This window comes from Natronosalvus sp. KLKA75 (assembly GCF_059736265.1).
Genome location: NZ_CM185522.1, coordinates 341,075 through 357,370 on the forward strand (window position 1 = coordinate 341,075; position 16,296 = coordinate 357,370).

A 16,296-nucleotide genomic window follows, 5' to 3' on the forward strand; every position below is an offset into this window, starting at 1 on the left:
AAACTCCGTCTTTTTAGTCGTGTTTGGGGAAGCCTCGAGTAATGACTGCGACCCGTACCGTGGTGTGTCTCGTCGCTGTGGCCGTCGTCGGCCTCCTCGTCGCCCCAGCCGTGGCCGCCACCGGGGGGCTCGTGTCGCTCGCCAGCGAGGGCGAGTCGACCACGGCCGAGAATAGCTCGACGATGGGGGAGGAAGTGTCGACGTTCATGCAAACCAGTTCGGTGAGTACCACTCACGCCGTTGACGATGGTATGTTCGAGGCAGCCTTCCAGAACGCCAGCGAGGAGCGACGCGCCGCACTGATCGCCGAACGAACCGAGGAGCATAACTCGACGATCGCCGAGTTGAAGGAGGAGTATCGGACCCTCCAGGAGCAGAAAGGCGAACTCCATCCGGGCGAGTACAACGTTCGAATGGCGCGCCTGACCGTCGAACTCGCGAGTGTCGACGACTCGATCAACCGCACCGAACGCCGAGCGGCGGACGCCGGCGTCAATACGACGGCTATTCAGACGTTGCGAGCGAACGCGTCCGAATTGGCTGGTCCCGAAGTCGCCGAGCGAGCGAAGCAGATCGCCGGTATCGACCCGCCTCGGGGACCGCCCGACCACGCTGGCGGACAGAACGGTTCGCCGGGAAACGGTCAGGAGAAGGGGAGTGATGCCGGTCAGGGAGCTGGGCCAGATGGGAACCAGAACGAAGGCAACGGCGAGGAGAGGGAACAGGGTAACGGCGAGGAGAAAGGACAGGGTACCGGTGCCCCAGATGATCCAGGCGCCGGTTCCGGTGACGAGTCGCCGCCCGATACGCCCGACAAACGCGCCGACGACGAGGAATCGGCGTCCGATGAGGACGTGACGACCGACGACTCCGGCGAGGACGTGACGACCGACGACTCTGACGAAGAATCGACGACCGACGACTCTGATGAGGACCAGGACGCCAACACCACCGACGACTGATCGACCGGCTCGTCGCGACTCCAGGTCGAACACCACTCTCTGTTTCGAATTTCCGTCGCTCGAGTGAATTCGCTCTCGGGCCTCACTTCGAAACGCTCGAAAAGGCTCGAAAACGCTGCAAAACGAGAGACACGCTTTTCAGTACCCATCGCCAACACCGGATAGATGGACTCTGCTGCGTTGCTGGATCTGCTCGGGAACGAGAACCGGCGACGGATTCTGCGACTCCTCTCGCGAAAACCCTGCTACGTGACCGAGATCTCCGAGTACCTCGGCGTCAGTCCGAAGGCCGTCATCGACCACCTCAGAAAACTCGAGGAGGCCGGCCTCGTCGAGAGCCGCGTCGACGATCAGCGACGGAAGTACTTCCACATCGCTCGCAACGTCCGCCTCGAGGTGAACGTCTCGCCGTACGGCTTCGCCAGCAAGAGCGCCTATCCCGAGAACAACTCCTTCGACATCACGACTTGCCGGCACCTCTCTCTCGACGTCTCCGGGGCGTCGTCGGACGGCCTCGACGGCCTCCTCTCGACGCTCGAGGACCTCGAGCACCTGGAGAACGAACTCTCGCTCGCCCAGCGGTGGGTGCAGGGGCGACTCAGCGAGACGCTCGACCGCCTCTCGGAGGAGGTCGGTGTGGGCCAGGACAGTCGCATCCACGCCGACGTACTCTCGAGCGTTCGCCAGGAACCCAAAGGGATCGACGAACTCGGCCACGAGGTTGGCGCGCCGCGGGAGGTTATCGCCGAGTTACTCGAGCGGTTGGCCGACGAGGGCGTCGTCCAGCGAACCGAGCGTGGGTGGGAACTCAAGACGGAGTCGTGAGTGGCGCCCGAAGTGGGGACGGTGGCGGGACCTGGACCTGGATCGGGACCGGAACAGAAACTGTGACCGCGACTGGAACCGTGGTCGAGCCTGAACCACTTTCACTCGTCGTCGACTCGAGCACCGACCCCACATCTATCCATAGACTGCGCGACGAGCTATCTCCGCGGCGTTTTAACCGCGGTAATCCACTTTTACTTTCACTGTGGTGCCAAGGCGACGATACTTTTCGCGTCGTCCGGTAGCTGTGAGTGCGTCCGTTCGGCGAGCACCGGCGGGCGCTCCACCCCATGACTCGAGACTTCCCATCCCTCCGGCTGCAGCGGTATCGCTTCTACCAGTACCTGCTACTGGTCGAACTGATGTTGACGATCGTCGTCCTCGCGTTGTCGATCGGTGCCGCGGTCGGCCTCCTCTGAGGCCCGTCCGCGAGGTCGAGTACGAGGGTGAGCGAGTAGTCGAGCAGGAATTGGCGTGCGAGACCGAGCGCTAGGTCGACGCCGCATCGGTCCGCGCCCCGCGCCGCCCCATCAGAGCGAGGTAGACTCCAGACAGGACGAGCAAAACCAGACCGATGCCGACCTCTGCGGCGCTCGAGCCGAGCAAGACGGCTCCCCAGCCGAAGGCGCCACCCGCGTGGCCCAGCGCGAAGCCGTACTGGCCGATCCAGGCGTGAACGATCGAACTGACGGCGAACGTTCCAGCCAGGACCCACATCGCGGCCGTCGTCGCGTCGATTCCGAGCACCGTTTCGGAGACGACCGCGCCGTACCCGAGCACGAGCACCGCCAGGAGGAGTCCGAGCCCGATGATCGTCCGCTGGACCTCGATTGACTCGCTCATAGCGATCGATATCGCCCGCGGCTCTCGCTGACCTCGCCGGCCCGAACGAGTTTCTCGAGGGCCTTCCGGACGTATCCTGCATCGACCCCCCGGTCGCCCGCGTAGGCGATCACCTCGTCTTCGGTCGGCTCCTCGAGGTCCGCCAACGCCTGCTCGACGACCTCCTTCTTGCTCCCGCTTCTCGTTGGCTGGCGCGGGTCGCGTTCGCCCGCGGCGGCGACCTCCTCGACATCGAGACCCGACTCCTCGAGGTAGTCCTCGTCGCTGACGACGCCGTCTGCGACTCGGCTCTCGAGGTCGGCGAAGGAGTCGACGCGGGCGAAGGCCTCGCCCTGGCCCTGCCGGTTGGCGAGCATCGAGGCGCGCACCTCGCGGGCGTGGTCGGGGTCGTCGGTCTCGACGAACTTCTTGCGGCGCTCGTAGGGCTTACGAGAGCCACAGCGGGGACACTTCGTGGTCTCGGAGCGCCCCTCGAGCAACCAGAGGTTCGAACACTCGCTGCACCCGACGACGGCGTACATGTCCCGCTATTGGCCGTCGTCTCGTGTGTAGGTTTCGGATGCGATCAGTTTCCGGGGGCGACGATTTCGACTTTGATTCGTTCGGGATCCTCGACGTAGACGGCGTAGTGATCCGGTCCGCCGGCGAACGGATGGCCGTCCTCGTACAGGACGGGGACGTCTCGGTCGCGAAAGCGGCGGGTGAGATCGTCGACATGTTCGCGGGATTCGGCGTGAAACGCGAGGTGGTTGAGCCCCGGATGGCACCGGTGGTAGGTTGCTTCTCGGAACCGCTCTTCGACAGCAACCAGTACGAGGTAGGTGGGTCCGAGCCGCCACGACCGTCCGTCGTCCCACGATTGGTACGACTCGTAGCCCAGTTCCTCCAGCAGCCACGACCAGAACTCGAGCGACGCGTCGAAGTCGGAGGCCTACAACTCGACGTGGTGGAGGTGGCCGGTTCGATCGTCGTCGATCGGAGACATACCGTTTCAGGCCCGCCCTTTGCCATAGTTCGATCGGTCGTACTGCCGCGGCACAAATCGTTACGGTAGTGGCCGTCCATTCGGACGCATGGATCACGTATCGCTGTCCGACCTCGAGACGACAGAAGCCGCCGATGGCGTCCACCTCGCGATCATGGCCGGGACCGACTCGATGAACGTCCAGCACTTCGAAATCGAGCCCGGTGCGGCCGTCGAGGAGCACAGCCACCCCCACGAGCAGACGGGGTTCATCTACGAGGGCGAGTTGACGTTCCTGACCGACGGCGAGGAGGTCGTCTGCGGGCCGGGCGACGCCTACGGCATTCCCGGGGATCAGCCCCACGCCGCCGAGAACCGCGGCGAGGAGACGGTTCGCGGCGTGGACATCTTCGACCCACCCCGTGAGAATCCGACCTGGCAGGAGTAGCGGCTCAGCCATCGCTCGAGTCGTGATTGGGCCGCTCTCGTCCCGCCATGCGAACGTCGCCTCCCTACCGGCGGAGAGCCCACGCCGTCGCGAGCGTCGACGATCGTCACTCGAGACTCGACAGCGACCCGGTCGCTTCCCGGGCGATGACGTTTCCGACGAACTCCTTCGTCCGGAAGACGAGTTCGTCCGCGTCCTCGTAGTCGTAGACCGTCGCGTCCCAGCGACGGGTGACCCCACCGAGCATAGCGCTCCGGACGCCCGTCTCGTGGACGACCAGCGTTCGCTCCGCTCGCTCCGGGTCGTCCGACTGGTAAATGTCCTCGAGCACCGACCCGACCTCGATACCGACTCCGAGGTTCTCCCCGGAGAACGGGAGGACGAAGACGACGGCGTTGCTCGCCCGGGCGAACGCGATGCTCTGGGTCGCCGCGTCGACCTCCTCGAGCGGGATCTCCGGGTCGACAGCCAGAAACGCGTTCACGCCGGACTCGGTCCGGAGCCGATCGCGAAGCGTGACGAGCAGGTCGAAGAGTTCGTCGTCGCCGTCACCGTCGCCGTCGGCTTCGGAACCGGAATCGATCGACTTGTACGGTCCCATCAGATAGACGAGAAAGCGTTCGCGGGGAACCGGATCGAGAGCGTTGCGGAGGCGATCGCGCATCGAACCGACCGACGAACGGACACTATTTAAATATACGCGTTATCAGCATCTCTCGACTCGAGAACTGTTAAGACGGTGGCGAGACTACGTTCCGGTAATGGCAGGCGCACCCCGCGGCGACGTCGGACATTCGGACGACGAGGGGCTCCTTCCCGAACACAGCGTCCTCCCGCTCGAGGCGTACCTCGAGATGCAGCGGGCGATCGGGAACGAGTACCGATTTCGAATCCTCAACACCCTCGTCGAGGGCGGTGCTATGAGCGCGACCGAACTCCGGGAGGCCCTCGACTTGCGCGGGAACACCTTGCACTACCACCTCGACGAACTGGTCGACGTAGGACTGGTCGAGAACCGGAAGCGGAAGACGCCCGACAGCCGTGGCCTCCACTCCTATTACCGAGCGAGCGGGATGGGCGAGGCGATTCTCGAACACGGCATTCGCGAACTGCTTCGCCTGGAGTGGGAATCGCTCGAGACGTACGGTTCGGACGAATCAGCCGAGTCGCACGAGCCAGACGAACCAGCCGGCCCCTAGCGTCACACTCGAGCGATCTGGAATCACTCGCACGACGATTTTCGCTCGAGTACCCCTAGATGGAGTATCCGTCTTCCGGACTGTTCACTTCACGGGCGTCTCTCTACGTTTAAGCGCTTGCCCGTGGTGTGTGTCACCTGAGCATGCCAGGAACACCCACGCTCCGGCAGATGTACGAGGAGATGGTAACTGCGAGATACTACGAGGAACGCTTACAGGAGGAGTACCTCGAGGGGAAACAACCTGCCTTCGACATCTCCGCGGGGCCGATTCCAGGCGAACTACACCTCGCGGCGGGTCAGGAGGCGTCGGCTGCGGGCGTCTGTGCCCACCTCCGGGACACAGACACGGTGACGGCTCCGCACAGACCCCACCACGTGGCGATCTCGAAAGGCGTCGACCTGAAGCGCATGACCGCCGAGATTTTCGGTCGGGAGACGGGGCTGTCGAAGGGAAAAGGCGGACACATGCACCTGTACGACCCCGACGTGAACTTCGCCTGTAGCGGCATCATCGCCCAGGGCTGTCCGCCGGCGGTCGGGGCCGCCCTCGCATCGAAAAAGCGCAACACCGACGACGTGGCCGTTGCCTTCCTCGGCGAGGGCGCGATCAGCCAGGGCGGCTTCCTGGAGTCGCTCAACCTCGCAGCCGTCCAGGACCTCCCGGTCGTGTTCGTCATCGAGGACAACGACTGGGCGATCAGCATGCCCAAAGCGCGTGTCACCGACGTCGAGGACGGCTCGAGGCGGGCCGGAGGCTTCGACGTCCGTGGCGAACGCATCGATAGCGACGACGCCGTCGCCGTCTACGAGGCCGCGGAGACGGCGGTCGGTCGTGCGCGAGACGGCAACGGGCCGACGCTCCTCGAGGTGCAGGTCCACCGCCGGATGGGCCACTTCATGGGCGACCCCGAGGCCTACCGATCCGACGCGGACGTGGAGGCAGCACAAGAGCGCGACTCGATCGAACGGCTCGCGGACCGACTCCGCGAGCACGGCGTCGAGGACGACGACCTCGAGGAGATTCGTGAGCGTGCCCACGACCGGGTCGAGGAGGCGATCGAGTGGGCAAAAGAGCAGCCAAAGCCCGACCCCGAGGAGACCTACGAGGACGTCTTCACGGACGACCTCGAGGGCTGGCCCGAGCGCCCGGAGCGGGAACTCGCCGCGACCGACGGAGGTGAGCGGTGATGGCGCAAGCCGAGGCGCCCGACCCTGACGCGGCCGAGCGCGAACTGACGATGAGCCGAGCGATGGTCGAGGCCATCGCCCACGAGATGAACGAGAGCGAGGACGTCTTTGTTATGGGTGAGGACGTCGCCGACTACGGCGGCATCTTCGACTCGACCCAGGGGCTCCTCGAGGAGTTCGGACACGACCGAATCATGGACGTCCCGATCTCCGAGACGGGGTTCATCGGCGCGGGCCTCGGCGCGGCCATGCAGGGGATGCGCCCCATCGTCGAACTGATGTTCGCCGACTTCTTCGGCGTCGCGATGGACCAGATCTACAACAACATGGCGAAGACGGCCTACATGTCCGGGGGCTCGGTGTCGGCGCCGATGGTCCTCATGACGGCCGTCGGCGGGACCTACAACGACGCCGCCCAGCACTCTCAGACGCTGTACGGCACCTTCGCGCACCTTCCGGGGATGAAAGTCGTCGTGCCGTCGACCGCCTACGATGCGAAGGGGCTCATGCACGCCGCGATTCGCGACGACGACCCCGTGATCTACCTGTTCCACAAGCGGTTGATGGGCCTGGCCTGGATGCCCGCCCCCGAGGGGCCGAGGACCGGTGTTCCCGAGGAGCCCTACGAGATTCCGTTCGGGGAAGCCGACGTCAAGCGCAAGGGCGACGACGCCACCATCGTCACCCTCGGCCTGCACGTCCACCGGGCCCTCGAGGCCGCCGGAGACCTCGCCGACGACGGCATTGAAGCCGAGGTGATCGACCTCCGGACGCTCGTTCCCCTCGATACCGAAACTGTCCTCGAGTCCGTCCGAAAGACGGGACGGCTGGTCGTCGTCGACGAGGACTACCGCTCCTACGGTGTCAGCGGCGAGTTGATCGCCAGGGCGACCGAAGGCGCGCTCGAGGACCTCGAGGCGGTCGAACGGGTAACCGCGCCGGACACGCCAGTGCCGTACGCGCGCCCGCTCGAGGAGGAGTTCCAGCCGAGCGCGGACGACATCGTCGCGGCCGTCGAGTCGGTTCGAGAATGACCGCCGAGATCGACTCCGAGTCGTTCTGGCCGGACGACGCCGAAGACGTGGACGAGGCCGTCGTCGCGACGTGGTTCGTCCGCGAGGGCGCGTCCGTCGAGGAGGGAGACACCCTCTGTGAAATCCAGATCGAGAAGGTCAGTATCGACGTGTCGTCACCCGCTGCGGGAACGCTCGCGGAGATCAGCGTCGGCGAGAACGAGGAGTTCCGCCGCGGGGACTCGCTGGGCCGGATCGAGAGCGGGTGAGCGGCGACTCGAGCGATCCCTTCGAAATCCGTACCTGCGGAGTTCGACTATAAAAACCGATAGATAGAGCCGGGTTCCGCGCTCGAGAGGGTGTCTACGACAGTTTTTCGACGTTCTGGCGGCAAAGCCGCCAGAGTTCGAGAAACGGGCCTACGCGAGTTTCTCGATATTCTCGATGACGGCGTCGGCGAACTCGCTCGTGGCGACCTTGGTGCCACCGTCGATCTGGCGGTGGAGGTCGTAGGTCACGGTTCCGGAGGAGATGGTCTCCTCGACGGCGTCGCGCACGAGGTCGGCGGCGTCCTTCCAGCCGAGGTAGTCGAGCATCTCGCGGCCCGAGAGGATCATCGCGGTCGGGTTGACCTTGTCCTCACCGGCGTACTTCGGCGCGGAGCCGTGGACGGGTTCGGCGAGACAGCGGCCGTGGCCGAAGTTGGCGCCGGGGGCGATGCCGAGGCCGCCGATCTGGGCGCCCGCGGCGTCGGACATGTAGTCGCCGTTGAGGTTCATCGTGGCGATGACCGAGTACTCGTCGGTGCGGGTCAGCAGCTGCTGGAGCATGTTGTCGGCGATGCGGTCTTTGACGACCACGGTGCCCTCGGGCTGGTCGCCGTCGTGTTCGTCCCAGAGTTCGTCCTCGGTGATGACGTCGTCGCCGTATTCCTCCTCGACGAGTTCGTAGCCCCAGTCGCGGAAGGCGCCCTCGGTGAACTTCATGATGTTGCCCTTGTGGACCAGGGTGACCGAGTCGCGCTCGTTGGCGATGGCGTAGTCGATTGCTTCACGAATCAGACGCTTAGAACCGAACTCCGAAATGGGCTTGACGCCGATGCCGACCGGGCCGTCGTGGATGACGTCCGCAATCTCCATGTCCTCCTCGAGGAACGTGCGAACCTGCTCGACTTCGTCGGTGCCGGCTTCCCACTCGACGCCAGCGTAGACGTCCTCGGTGTTCTCCCGGAAGGTGATCATGTCCATCTTCTCGGGTTCTTTGACGGGCGAGGGGACGCCGTCGATGTGGTAGGTCGGACGGACGTTCGCGTACATGTCGAGCGTCTGGCGCAGGGCGACGTTGAGCGAGCGGAAGCCGGCCCCGACGGGCGTTGTCAGCGGGCCCTTGATCGCGACGCGGTGTTCGCGGATCGCGCTGACGGTGTCCTCGGGGAGGTTCTCGTCGTAGCGCTCGCGGGCGCTCTCGCCGGCGTAGACGCGCATCCAGGAGATCGATCGGCCGGTCGCTTCCGCGGCGGCGTCGAGTACTTTCTGGGCGGCGGGGCCGACGTCGGTGCCGATGCCGTCGCCGTGAATAATCGGGATAATCGGGTTTGCCGGTACGTCGAGTTCGCCGGTCTCCTCGTCGGCGAGCGTAATTTTCTCCCCGTCCTCGGGGACCTCGACTTGCTCGTAGCTCATGATCGTTCGTAGGTGGTTTGCTCGGGGGTAAAAGACCTCCCATTTGGGCTGGCTAGCGCTCACTTCTCGAGCGCGTTCGCGTCCTGGGCGTCGTCCGCGTTCGAGTCGCCGGCCAGTACGACCAGCCCAAGGACGACGGCGACCGCCCCGAGGAGCGCGAGCGCGAGCGAGAGCCACCTCGAGGAGAGCCATCCTTCCGCGAGGCCGAACCAACGGATGGCGAGGATCGTAAACCCGAGGACGACGCCGGCCGTTCCCTCCGGTTCGCCGAACTCGTCGCTGGCGGTCCAGTCGATACGACTGGCGGCAATGGCGGTCATCGTCGCACAGAAGAGGACCAGAAACGCGACCGGGCTCATCGCCGGTCCGTACAAGCGGTGCCCTCCTAAGTGTGTGGGATTGTCTCAGGTTGGAGGTTCGTCGCCACTGGACCGCCGGCGGGATGGCAAGAATCATTTGGGTTCCGAAACCGCCTCACAGTATGTCCTCACGGTCACAGCTGCAGGTCGTCGTCCACGGTGGCGCCGGAACCGCTCCCGAAGCGCCCGAATCCAGGCAGACTGTCCTCGAGACAGCCGCGAACGCGGGCGCCGAGAGTGAGACGCCGGTCGACGCCGTCGAGAGCGCGATTCACGTCCTCGAGTCCTCGCCCCGGTTCAACGCAGGCGTCGGCGGAGCCATCCAGAGCGACGGCGTCGTCCGAACGGACGCGGGGATCATGACCGACGACCGACGCGTGGGCGCGGCCTGCTCGATGCCCGGCGTCGAGCACGCCGTCAGCGTCGCCCGCCTGGTCATGGACGAGACACCCCACGGATTCGTCTCGGGCGAGCACGCGGTCGCGCTCGCCGCGGAGTATGGAATCGAGACGGGCGTGTATCTCCGCTCGGAACGCACCCGGGAGAAGTGGGCCGACCTCGAGGCGCCCGAGGGCGGCCCGAAAGCCCAGCTCGAGTGGATTCGCGACCAGTACGGGCAATCCGACCCCGACGGCCGGGACGACCCGAAGGATCACGACACCGTCGGCGCGGTCGCCTTCGACGGCGAGCGGATCGCGGCGGCCACCTCCACGGGCGGGCGCTGGCTCGCCCTCGCCGGCCGCGTCGGCGACGTCCCGCAGGTGGGTTCGGGCTTTTACGCCTGCCCCGCCGCCGGCGTGAGCGCGACGGGTGCCGGCGAGGATATCGCCCGGGTCACCCTCTCACGGCGCGTCGCCCGCCACGTCGAGCGCGGTCTCGACGCGCAGGCAGCTACGGACCTCGCCATCGAGGAGTTTGGCGAACTGACGGGCTCGAGCGCTGGCGTGATCGCCATCGACTCCCGCGGAGGGATCGGCGCGGCGTACAACAGCGACGCGATGCAGACGGCCCGCGTCTCGCGTCGCTCGCTCGAGGAGTAGGTTAGTCCAGCCGCGGAACGCCCGCCGCCTCGAGCGCCGTCAGTCGCTCCTCTTCCGTCAGTCGAAATGGCGCGAGTTCGTCCTCGAGGTCGCCGAGGGCCGCCCGGCGACGCTGGTGGTCGGCCAGGAATTCCGAAATTCGGTCGGCGGCGAGTTCCTTGAGTTCGCCGCTGAGGAGGCGCCCGTCGCGGTAGTCGGCCGCAATCTTCGTGAGGCGGTCGTCGTCCGGTTCGAACCCGTAGCGCAGGTACTGGAAGGCCACGTCGACCGTCGGATCGCCGCCGTGTTCGCGATGGGCTGCGAGGCTCGAGCGGCCGCCGCTGTAGGCGTGCTCGCGGATGGTGTCGGCGATGGTTTCCGGACGGTCGGTCAGCTCAATCGACGGCGCCGCGCCCGAGGAACTCATCTTTCCGGGCCCCTCGAGGCCGGGGAGGAACCGCCCCAGCAGAGCGCCCGGCTTCTCGACCGGCAGCGCCTCTCTGGCGGCGACGTCCCGGCAGACGCGGACGTGAGGATCCTGGTCGACGGCGATAGGAACGAGCGCCGGCTGGCGACCCGAGACGAGTTGCGGGAGCAGGAGGTGGGATGCCTGGACGGCGGGGTAGAACTGCAGGCCGACGGTGTCTTGCTCGCCGTAGACGGCCTCGACGGTCGCCGGGGTGAGGTGTTTCGACAGGCGAACGGCAATCGGGTAGATCACGTCCGCGTCTGCCGTGTCGATCACGATTCGAGTCCGTTCGGGATCGAAGCCGACGGCCAGTAGATCGCGCAGGTTCTCGCGCGTGGCCTCGCCGATGGACGCAAAGGACTGGTCCTTCGCGAGGAACTTCTCGTCGTCCGAGACTGGCAGGTACACCGTGGCGCCGGTCTCGCGCTGGATCGTCCGCGCGAGGTAAAAGGGGAGGACGTGACCCAGGTGCATCGGCCCCGACGGGCCGCGACCGGTGACGATGGCGTGCGGGTCGCCCGACTCGGCGGCCTCGAGGAAGGCGTCGACGTCACGGCCGGCGTAGAACGTTCCTCGACGGATCGTCGGGTGATCGGGGAAGCGGTCGCGCTGGGCGTCGGTGAGGGGGTCGGCGCCGAATTGCTCGAGCAGGCGGTCGTAGTCGACCTCGCCGCGGACGGCGTAGGGGGTGACGAGGGCGCCGTCGGGTCTGGCTTCGGTTCCGCTTCCGGTGCCGGTGGGGGCGCCGGTTTCGTCGCCGTCGGCCGGTGACTGGCTTTGCGTCGATTCGTCGGTTGCTGACTGGCTATTCGTCGAGTCGTCGGTGGGTGGTGATGGTGTCGGTGTCATCTCGGAACTGAAACGGAACTGCAGTGCTATCGGAAGCGAAATCACGACGGCTGGAAGCCGCCAGAAGCGAGGAGCGAAGGGAGCGCCACCGACTGCCGCGCCCGGGGAGTCCGGGGCCGGTTCAATCGATGCGACCGACGACAGCACTGTCCGCTCTCGAGAACCGCACGCGCCACCGCCACTCGAGAGCGAACGCCATACTCACTCTCCGGACGAACCGACAAAGAGCGTTTCGGTGGTCTGGTGGCCGGCGGCGAAATCTGAACGGGCCAATAGGGTTTTGACTGTCGCCGAGTGATGAACGTACAATCTAGTTATACCACGAGCGACAGACCAGTATGGAACGAACGCGACCCCACATCGACGTCACCCTCGTGAGCCCGAACGGCTCGCTCGAGGCGCTCGCGAAAACGCTGCGACGAGACTGTTCTACCATCGACGTGACCGTCGTCGACCGGCCAGAGGACCTCCCGGGCGCGGAGGTGGAGGTGGACGTGGGCGCGGACACCGATGGAAGGCACGTAGAGACAGACACGGACGCGAGGCCAGCCGACTGCATCGTCGTCTGTCACGCCAGCGACGTCGACGGCCTCACCCAGCTCGAGGCGGTACTCGACCGGATCGGTGAGTCGACCCCGGTCGTCGTCTACTCGCTCGTCCACGAACTCGAGCTCGTCACCGCGTCGATCACCGCCGGTGCGGCCGACGTCATCTGTCCGGGTGCCGATGACCCGGCTCTGCTCGAGCGACGACTCCGCGCTGCGGCGGGCGACGGACCGCCGTCGCAATCGCCCGCCCGCCGACTCGAGTCCCTGCTCGAGTACCTCCCTCACCAGGTCTTTCTCAAGGACGACCACCACCGAATCGTCGACGCGAGCCGCGTCGCCGCCGACGAGTACGGGCTCACGCGCGAACAGATGATCGGCCTGACCGACTTCGAACTCCTCCAGCCCGAGGTGGCCGAGGAGCTCTTCGCCGAGGAGCGCCGGATCATGGAAACCGGCGAGCCGATCATCAACAAGATCGAACACTACGTCGATCGACAGGGTCGCGACCGCTGGGTGAGCACCAGCAAGGCCGCCAGGTACGACGGTGGCGAGGCCATCGGCGTCCTGGGGAGCACCCGGGACGTCACCGAACAACAGCGACAGGAACAGCTGCTCGACGTCCTCCACGAGGCGAGTCGCGACCTCGTCTCGGCCTCGAACCGCGCCGACGTCGCCCACGTCGCCGTCACCATCGCCGAGGACATTCCCGATTTGCCGCGAATCTGTATCGCGCTCCTCGAGGACGGCCATCTCGAACCGGCCTGTGACGATCGGGCGGTCTTCGACCGCTACGGCGACGCGTTCGATCGATCCGTGCTCGAGGACGGGGCGCGGTATCTCGACGCCGACGGGGTCGAAACCACCCTCGAGGACGGTGCCGTCGTCGCGGTACTCCCGCTCGGTTCTCACGGCGTGCTGGGCTTCGAGACGACCAGCGGGACGCTCGAACCGTTCAGCGTCGACCTCGCGCAGATCCTCGCAGCAAACGTCGAGGTCGCCCTCGATCGAGCCGAACGCGAGGCCCGACTGCAGTCCCAGAACGAACGACTCGAGCAGTTCGCGAGTATCGTCAGCCACGACCTCCGGAACCCGATGAGCACCGCGCGGGGCTACCTCGAGGCCTATCGCGACAGCGGCAACCCCGATCATGCCGACGAGATCGAACACGCTCTCGATCGAATGGAACGGCTCACGGGCGAGATGCTCGAACTCGCTCGTCACGGACGGATCGTCGACTCGGTCGAACCGGTCGAACTCGCCGCCGTCGTGGATCGAGCCTGGCGAAACGTCCCGACCGACGACGCCGTCCTCGAGAATTATCTCGAGGGCGTGACCTACGGCGATTCGGTGCGCGTCCAGGAAGCCCTCGAGAATCTGTTTCGAAATTCCGTGGAACACGGTCTCGAGCGAACGGTGGGTGAGCGTCGAATCAGGGTCGAGCGAATCCCCCGCGGCTTCGCCGTCGAGGACGACGGGCCAGGAATTCCCGACAGCCGAAAGGACGAGGTGTTCGACCTCGGGTACACCGGATCGGTCGACGGCACCGGATACGGTCTCTACATCGTCGAACAGATCGTCACTGGCCACGACTGGTCGATCCGGGTTACCGACGGCGAGGACGGCGGCGCCCGATTCGAAATCACGGGACTCGAGTTCGACTCGTAGCGGTGCCGGCCGCTGTCGCTGCCTCTCGAACTGTCGTTTTCACCCGAGCCTCGAGAGCACGCGCTCGAGTAGTGACTTCGTCTCCGCCTGCGTCTCCATTTCAGACTCCTGGCCCGCTCGCTCGCCGCCCGTTTCCCGCTCCTCAAGCACCCGCTCGTAGTGGTCGATCACGGCCTGGTTTCGCCGTCGTTCGGCGCGCACCAGACGCTCGAGAATCGCGACCTGCTGTCGGAGGGTGCGCTCGTCGAGTTCCCGCTGGTCGGAGGCCTGATCGGCCGACGCGTCGCCGTCGATACTCTGGCGCATGTACGCCGCGTCGATGTCGACGCTGACTTCGCTTTCACTTTCAGTTCTGGTCTCGGTCCCTCTCGCCGGCTCCTCGTCACCTGCTTTCGACCCGTCCGCTTCGAGCTCACGGAACGTGACAGCCATTGGGTCTCCTGCTACCACACACCCCGCCAAAAAGGTCAGTCAGTCGCCCGTCAGACACGTCCGACGAGTGGCGGTCACTCGGCCTCCGGTAGAGCATCGACCCCGGTCGATACGCGAGCGGGAACGATCGGTGGCAATCTCTGGGCACGGACGATGATCGTCCATTACCCCCTCGAGGCCAGGAGCCGAATCACGAGCTGGAGCACGTGGACGAAGACCCCGGCCACGGCGATGTAGACGCCGATGGTCTGGAGGGCGACCGAGGCGTTGCGTTTGTCCCGAACCTGCCAGATTTCGTAGCCGAGTCGGAGCAGGAAGCCGAGGAAGATCAGGACGAAGCCGGCCAGCAAGACGGGTTCGACGAACGTCCCGATCAGGATGGCCACCACGCCGCCGATGAAGGCGTACGTGGCGAAGCGACCCCAGGACTCGAACGTCTTCGAGCGGGCGTAGACGTAGGTGGCGATCACCGCGGTCACGACGGCGACGATGACCGCCGTGACGGCGAGAATCTGTGGTTGCTGGGCTCGAGGCACGAAACCCAGTACGCCGGCGCCGAAGACGCCGAAAGCGAGTTGCAGGATCACCATGCCGACGAAGGCGATGCCGAGGTTCCCTCCCGTGACGCCGCGCTCCGCGACGATCTCGCCGCCCGTGATCGCGGCCCCGTAGACGAGCACGCCGACGATGGGGAACTGGAAGAGGTACGCGTTGGCTTCCTGGAGCGGCGTGAGGACGACGGCGTACATCAGCGCGACGTTGATCGCCATCAGGATGGTGGCACCACCGATGACCTGCAGTTCTCTGCTCGAAAAGCCGGTTCCGGTGTCGGTTTCGTACGGCGAATCGACGCTCATGGGTGCGGCTACGTCGTCTGGACGGAAAACGTTGCGTCCGGAACACTCGAGCGAGGTGTCGGTAGATTCGAGCGCCTGTGCTCGTTCTGACGGCGAGTCGCGTCCCGCCTCAGTCCTGGACCGCCCAGCGGTCGGAGTACGCCGTCCCGCACGTACACTGGGCGTAGGCGTGGACGACGTCGCCCTCGGCGTAGATGCCGCCGACCTCCTCGTTCTGTTCCTCGGCGAACGCGAAGACGAACTGGGCGCCGTGGTCGCCCTCCTCGCCCTCGGGCTTGTCCGGGCAGGTGCCGCCAGCTAAGTCGTCGTCGATGATCCCCTCGTGTTCCATCGCCAGCCTGGCGAACTCCATCGCGCCGGTGCCGGTCGCCGCTTTGAACGCGTTTCGGCCACGTTCGCCGTCGATGACGATCAGGACGCCACCCTCGACGGGGTCGCCGTACTCGGCGAGTCGGTCGTCGGAGACGTAGGAGTCGGCGAGAAAGAGCGCTACGTCCTCCGGTCGTTCGCCGGCGAGAAATGCCTCGCGTGCCTCGGTCATACCACGTTCGAGGAGGTCACGGGTGAAAAATGGCGCGCACTCGAGCCAGGGTCGGTGAACTCGAGCCGGGTGCGATAAAAACGAAAACTGGTCGTTCGTCGATCAGTCGCCGTGTTGCGGTTCGTGTTCGAACGAACGTGCGCTCGAGCCGGCGTCGAGTCGCTCGGCCCACGTCGGGGAGACGGTCGGGGCTAGCGCGAAGAACGTGACGATGGACACGAGCAAGACGAGGGCGATGCTCGCGACGATGGCGATTGCGGTCGTTGGATCGGCGGACAGGAAGGCCAACATGGTGATCAGGTATCGATCGATCGTACGGAATCGACCCATATGAGCGTTACTTTGTCCGGAAACCTTCGTTAATAATTGTGATTGTGGAATGGTGACGAAGAACGTGGGAGAGCGACTCGAGGGGTACCGCCCCAGTCCTA

General features: G+C 65.6%; 21 protein-coding genes. 11 read left to right on the forward strand and 10 right to left on the reverse strand.

Annotated elements, in window-relative coordinates; genetic code table 11:
- Positions 1-41 precede the first annotated feature (41 nt).
- The 3 genes from AC6I65_RS01700 (at position 42) to AC6I65_RS01710 (ending at position 2,206) form a co-directional block, all read left to right on the forward strand.
- A complete protein-coding gene (locus tag AC6I65_RS01700) occupies positions 42-962 on the forward strand; it encodes a hypothetical protein (protein ID WP_497902377.1) in 921 nt (306 codons plus the stop codon).
- Between the two features lie 165 nt (positions 963-1,127).
- Positions 1,128-1,787, forward strand: a complete 660-nt coding sequence (locus AC6I65_RS01705) for an ArsR/SmtB family transcription factor (RefSeq protein ID WP_497902378.1) — start codon at positions 1,128-1,130, stop codon at positions 1,785-1,787.
- Between the two features lie 290 nt (positions 1,788-2,077).
- Complete coding sequence (locus tag AC6I65_RS01710) at positions 2,078-2,206, forward strand: hypothetical protein (RefSeq protein WP_497902379.1); 129 nt, start codon at positions 2,078-2,080, stop codon at positions 2,204-2,206.
- A gap of 70 nt (positions 2,207-2,276) precedes the next feature.
- On the opposite strand, the gene AC6I65_RS01715 is transcribed toward AC6I65_RS01710, so the two are convergent.
- Both AC6I65_RS01715 and AC6I65_RS01720 read right to left on the reverse strand, forming a co-directional pair.
- Positions 2,277-2,630: a hypothetical protein gene (locus AC6I65_RS01715; RefSeq protein ID WP_497902380.1), complete on the reverse strand. Its 354-nt coding sequence runs from the start codon at positions 2,628-2,630 to the stop codon at positions 2,277-2,279.
- On the reverse strand, positions 2,627-3,151 hold the full coding sequence (locus tag AC6I65_RS01720; protein ID WP_497902381.1) for a DUF5817 domain-containing protein: 525 nt from the start codon (positions 3,149-3,151) through the stop codon (positions 2,627-2,629). Before AC6I65_RS01720 ends, AC6I65_RS01715 begins: the two co-directional genes overlap by 4 nt.
- Before the next feature lie 38 nt (positions 3,152-3,189).
- Between AC6I65_RS01720 and AC6I65_RS01725 the strand changes: the two genes are divergently transcribed.
- Together AC6I65_RS01725 and AC6I65_RS01730 are read left to right on the forward strand one after the other, a co-directional pair.
- On the forward strand, positions 3,190-3,684 hold the full coding sequence (locus tag AC6I65_RS01725) for a hypothetical protein (RefSeq protein ID WP_497902382.1): 495 nt from the start codon (positions 3,190-3,192) through the stop codon (positions 3,682-3,684).
- A gap of 19 nt (positions 3,685-3,703) precedes the next feature.
- Positions 3,704-4,042: a cupin domain-containing protein gene (locus AC6I65_RS01730; RefSeq protein WP_497902383.1), complete on the forward strand. Its 339-nt coding sequence runs from the start codon at positions 3,704-3,706 to the stop codon at positions 4,040-4,042.
- A gap of 106 nt (positions 4,043-4,148) precedes the next feature.
- Here AC6I65_RS01730 and AC6I65_RS01735 read toward each other — a convergent pair whose 3' ends face one another.
- Positions 4,149-4,706: a DUF7509 family protein gene (locus AC6I65_RS01735; protein ID WP_497902384.1), complete on the reverse strand. Its 558-nt coding sequence runs from the start codon at positions 4,704-4,706 to the stop codon at positions 4,149-4,151.
- 97 nt (positions 4,707-4,803) lie between these two features.
- Here AC6I65_RS01735 and AC6I65_RS01740 point away from each other — a divergent pair, with 97 nt between their 5' ends.
- From AC6I65_RS01740 to AC6I65_RS01755, 4 genes are all read left to right on the forward strand, one after another.
- On the forward strand, positions 4,804-5,241 hold the full coding sequence (locus AC6I65_RS01740; protein WP_497902385.1) for an ArsR/SmtB family transcription factor: 438 nt from the start codon (positions 4,804-4,806) through the stop codon (positions 5,239-5,241).
- A gap of 170 nt (positions 5,242-5,411) precedes the next feature.
- Positions 5,412-6,431, forward strand: coding sequence for a thiamine pyrophosphate-dependent dehydrogenase E1 component subunit alpha (locus tag AC6I65_RS01745; protein WP_497903141.1), 1,020 nt, complete (start codon positions 5,412-5,414; stop codon positions 6,429-6,431).
- Entirely contained in the window at positions 6,431-7,465 is a 1,035-nt protein-coding gene (locus AC6I65_RS01750) for an alpha-ketoacid dehydrogenase subunit beta (RefSeq protein ID WP_497902386.1), read from the forward strand. The genes AC6I65_RS01745 and AC6I65_RS01750 overlap by 1 nt, the downstream gene beginning before the upstream one ends.
- Positions 7,462-7,713 carry a lipoyl domain-containing protein gene (locus AC6I65_RS01755; protein ID WP_497902387.1) on the forward strand — a complete coding sequence of 84 codons (252 nt, stop codon included), beginning with the start codon at positions 7,462-7,464 and terminating at the stop codon, positions 7,711-7,713. Before AC6I65_RS01750 ends, AC6I65_RS01755 begins: the two co-directional genes overlap by 4 nt.
- Positions 7,714-7,863: 150 nt before the next feature.
- On the opposite strand, the gene icd is transcribed toward AC6I65_RS01755, so the two are convergent.
- Positions 7,864-9,126: an isocitrate dehydrogenase (NADP(+)) gene (gene icd / locus AC6I65_RS01760; protein ID WP_497902388.1), complete on the reverse strand. Its 1,263-nt coding sequence runs from the start codon at positions 9,124-9,126 to the stop codon at positions 7,864-7,866.
- A gap of 59 nt (positions 9,127-9,185) precedes the next feature.
- Entirely contained in the window at positions 9,186-9,485 is a 300-nt protein-coding gene (locus AC6I65_RS01765) for a hypothetical protein (RefSeq protein WP_497902389.1), read from the reverse strand.
- A gap of 140 nt (positions 9,486-9,625) precedes the next feature.
- On the opposite strand from AC6I65_RS01765, the gene AC6I65_RS01770 reads away from it, so the two are divergent.
- On the forward strand, positions 9,626-10,525 hold the full coding sequence (locus AC6I65_RS01770) for an isoaspartyl peptidase/L-asparaginase (RefSeq protein WP_497903142.1): 900 nt from the start codon (positions 9,626-9,628) through the stop codon (positions 10,523-10,525).
- A 1-nt stretch (position 10,526) separates the two neighbouring features.
- Here the strand turns inward: AC6I65_RS01770 and AC6I65_RS01775 are convergent, their stop codons facing one another.
- Positions 10,527-11,822, reverse strand: a complete 1,296-nt coding sequence (locus AC6I65_RS01775; RefSeq protein ID WP_497902390.1) for a tryptophan--tRNA ligase — start codon at positions 11,820-11,822, stop codon at positions 10,527-10,529.
- Positions 11,823-12,160: 338 nt separating this feature from the next.
- Here AC6I65_RS01775 and AC6I65_RS01780 point away from each other — a divergent pair, with 338 nt between their 5' ends.
- Positions 12,161-14,035: an ATP-binding protein gene (locus AC6I65_RS01780; RefSeq protein WP_497902391.1), complete on the forward strand. Its 1,875-nt coding sequence runs from the start codon at positions 12,161-12,163 to the stop codon at positions 14,033-14,035.
- A 39-nt stretch (positions 14,036-14,074) separates the two neighbouring features.
- On the opposite strand, the gene AC6I65_RS01785 is transcribed toward AC6I65_RS01780, so the two are convergent.
- The 4 genes from AC6I65_RS01785 to AC6I65_RS01800 form a co-directional block, all read right to left on the reverse strand.
- Complete coding sequence (locus tag AC6I65_RS01785) at positions 14,075-14,467, reverse strand: hypothetical protein (RefSeq protein ID WP_497902392.1); 393 nt, start codon at positions 14,465-14,467, stop codon at positions 14,075-14,077.
- A gap of 164 nt (positions 14,468-14,631) precedes the next feature.
- Positions 14,632-15,324 carry a hypothetical protein gene (locus AC6I65_RS01790; RefSeq protein WP_497902393.1) on the reverse strand — a complete coding sequence of 231 codons (693 nt, stop codon included), beginning with the start codon at positions 15,322-15,324 and terminating at the stop codon, positions 14,632-14,634.
- 109 nt (positions 15,325-15,433) lie between these two features.
- On the reverse strand, positions 15,434-15,865 hold the full coding sequence (locus AC6I65_RS01795) for a DUF5807 family protein (RefSeq protein ID WP_497902394.1): 432 nt from the start codon (positions 15,863-15,865) through the stop codon (positions 15,434-15,436).
- A gap of 102 nt (positions 15,866-15,967) precedes the next feature.
- Positions 15,968-16,195 carry a hypothetical protein gene (locus tag AC6I65_RS01800; protein ID WP_497902395.1) on the reverse strand — a complete coding sequence of 76 codons (228 nt, stop codon included), beginning with the start codon at positions 16,193-16,195 and terminating at the stop codon, positions 15,968-15,970.
- Between the last annotated feature and the right edge of the window lie 101 nt (positions 16,196-16,296).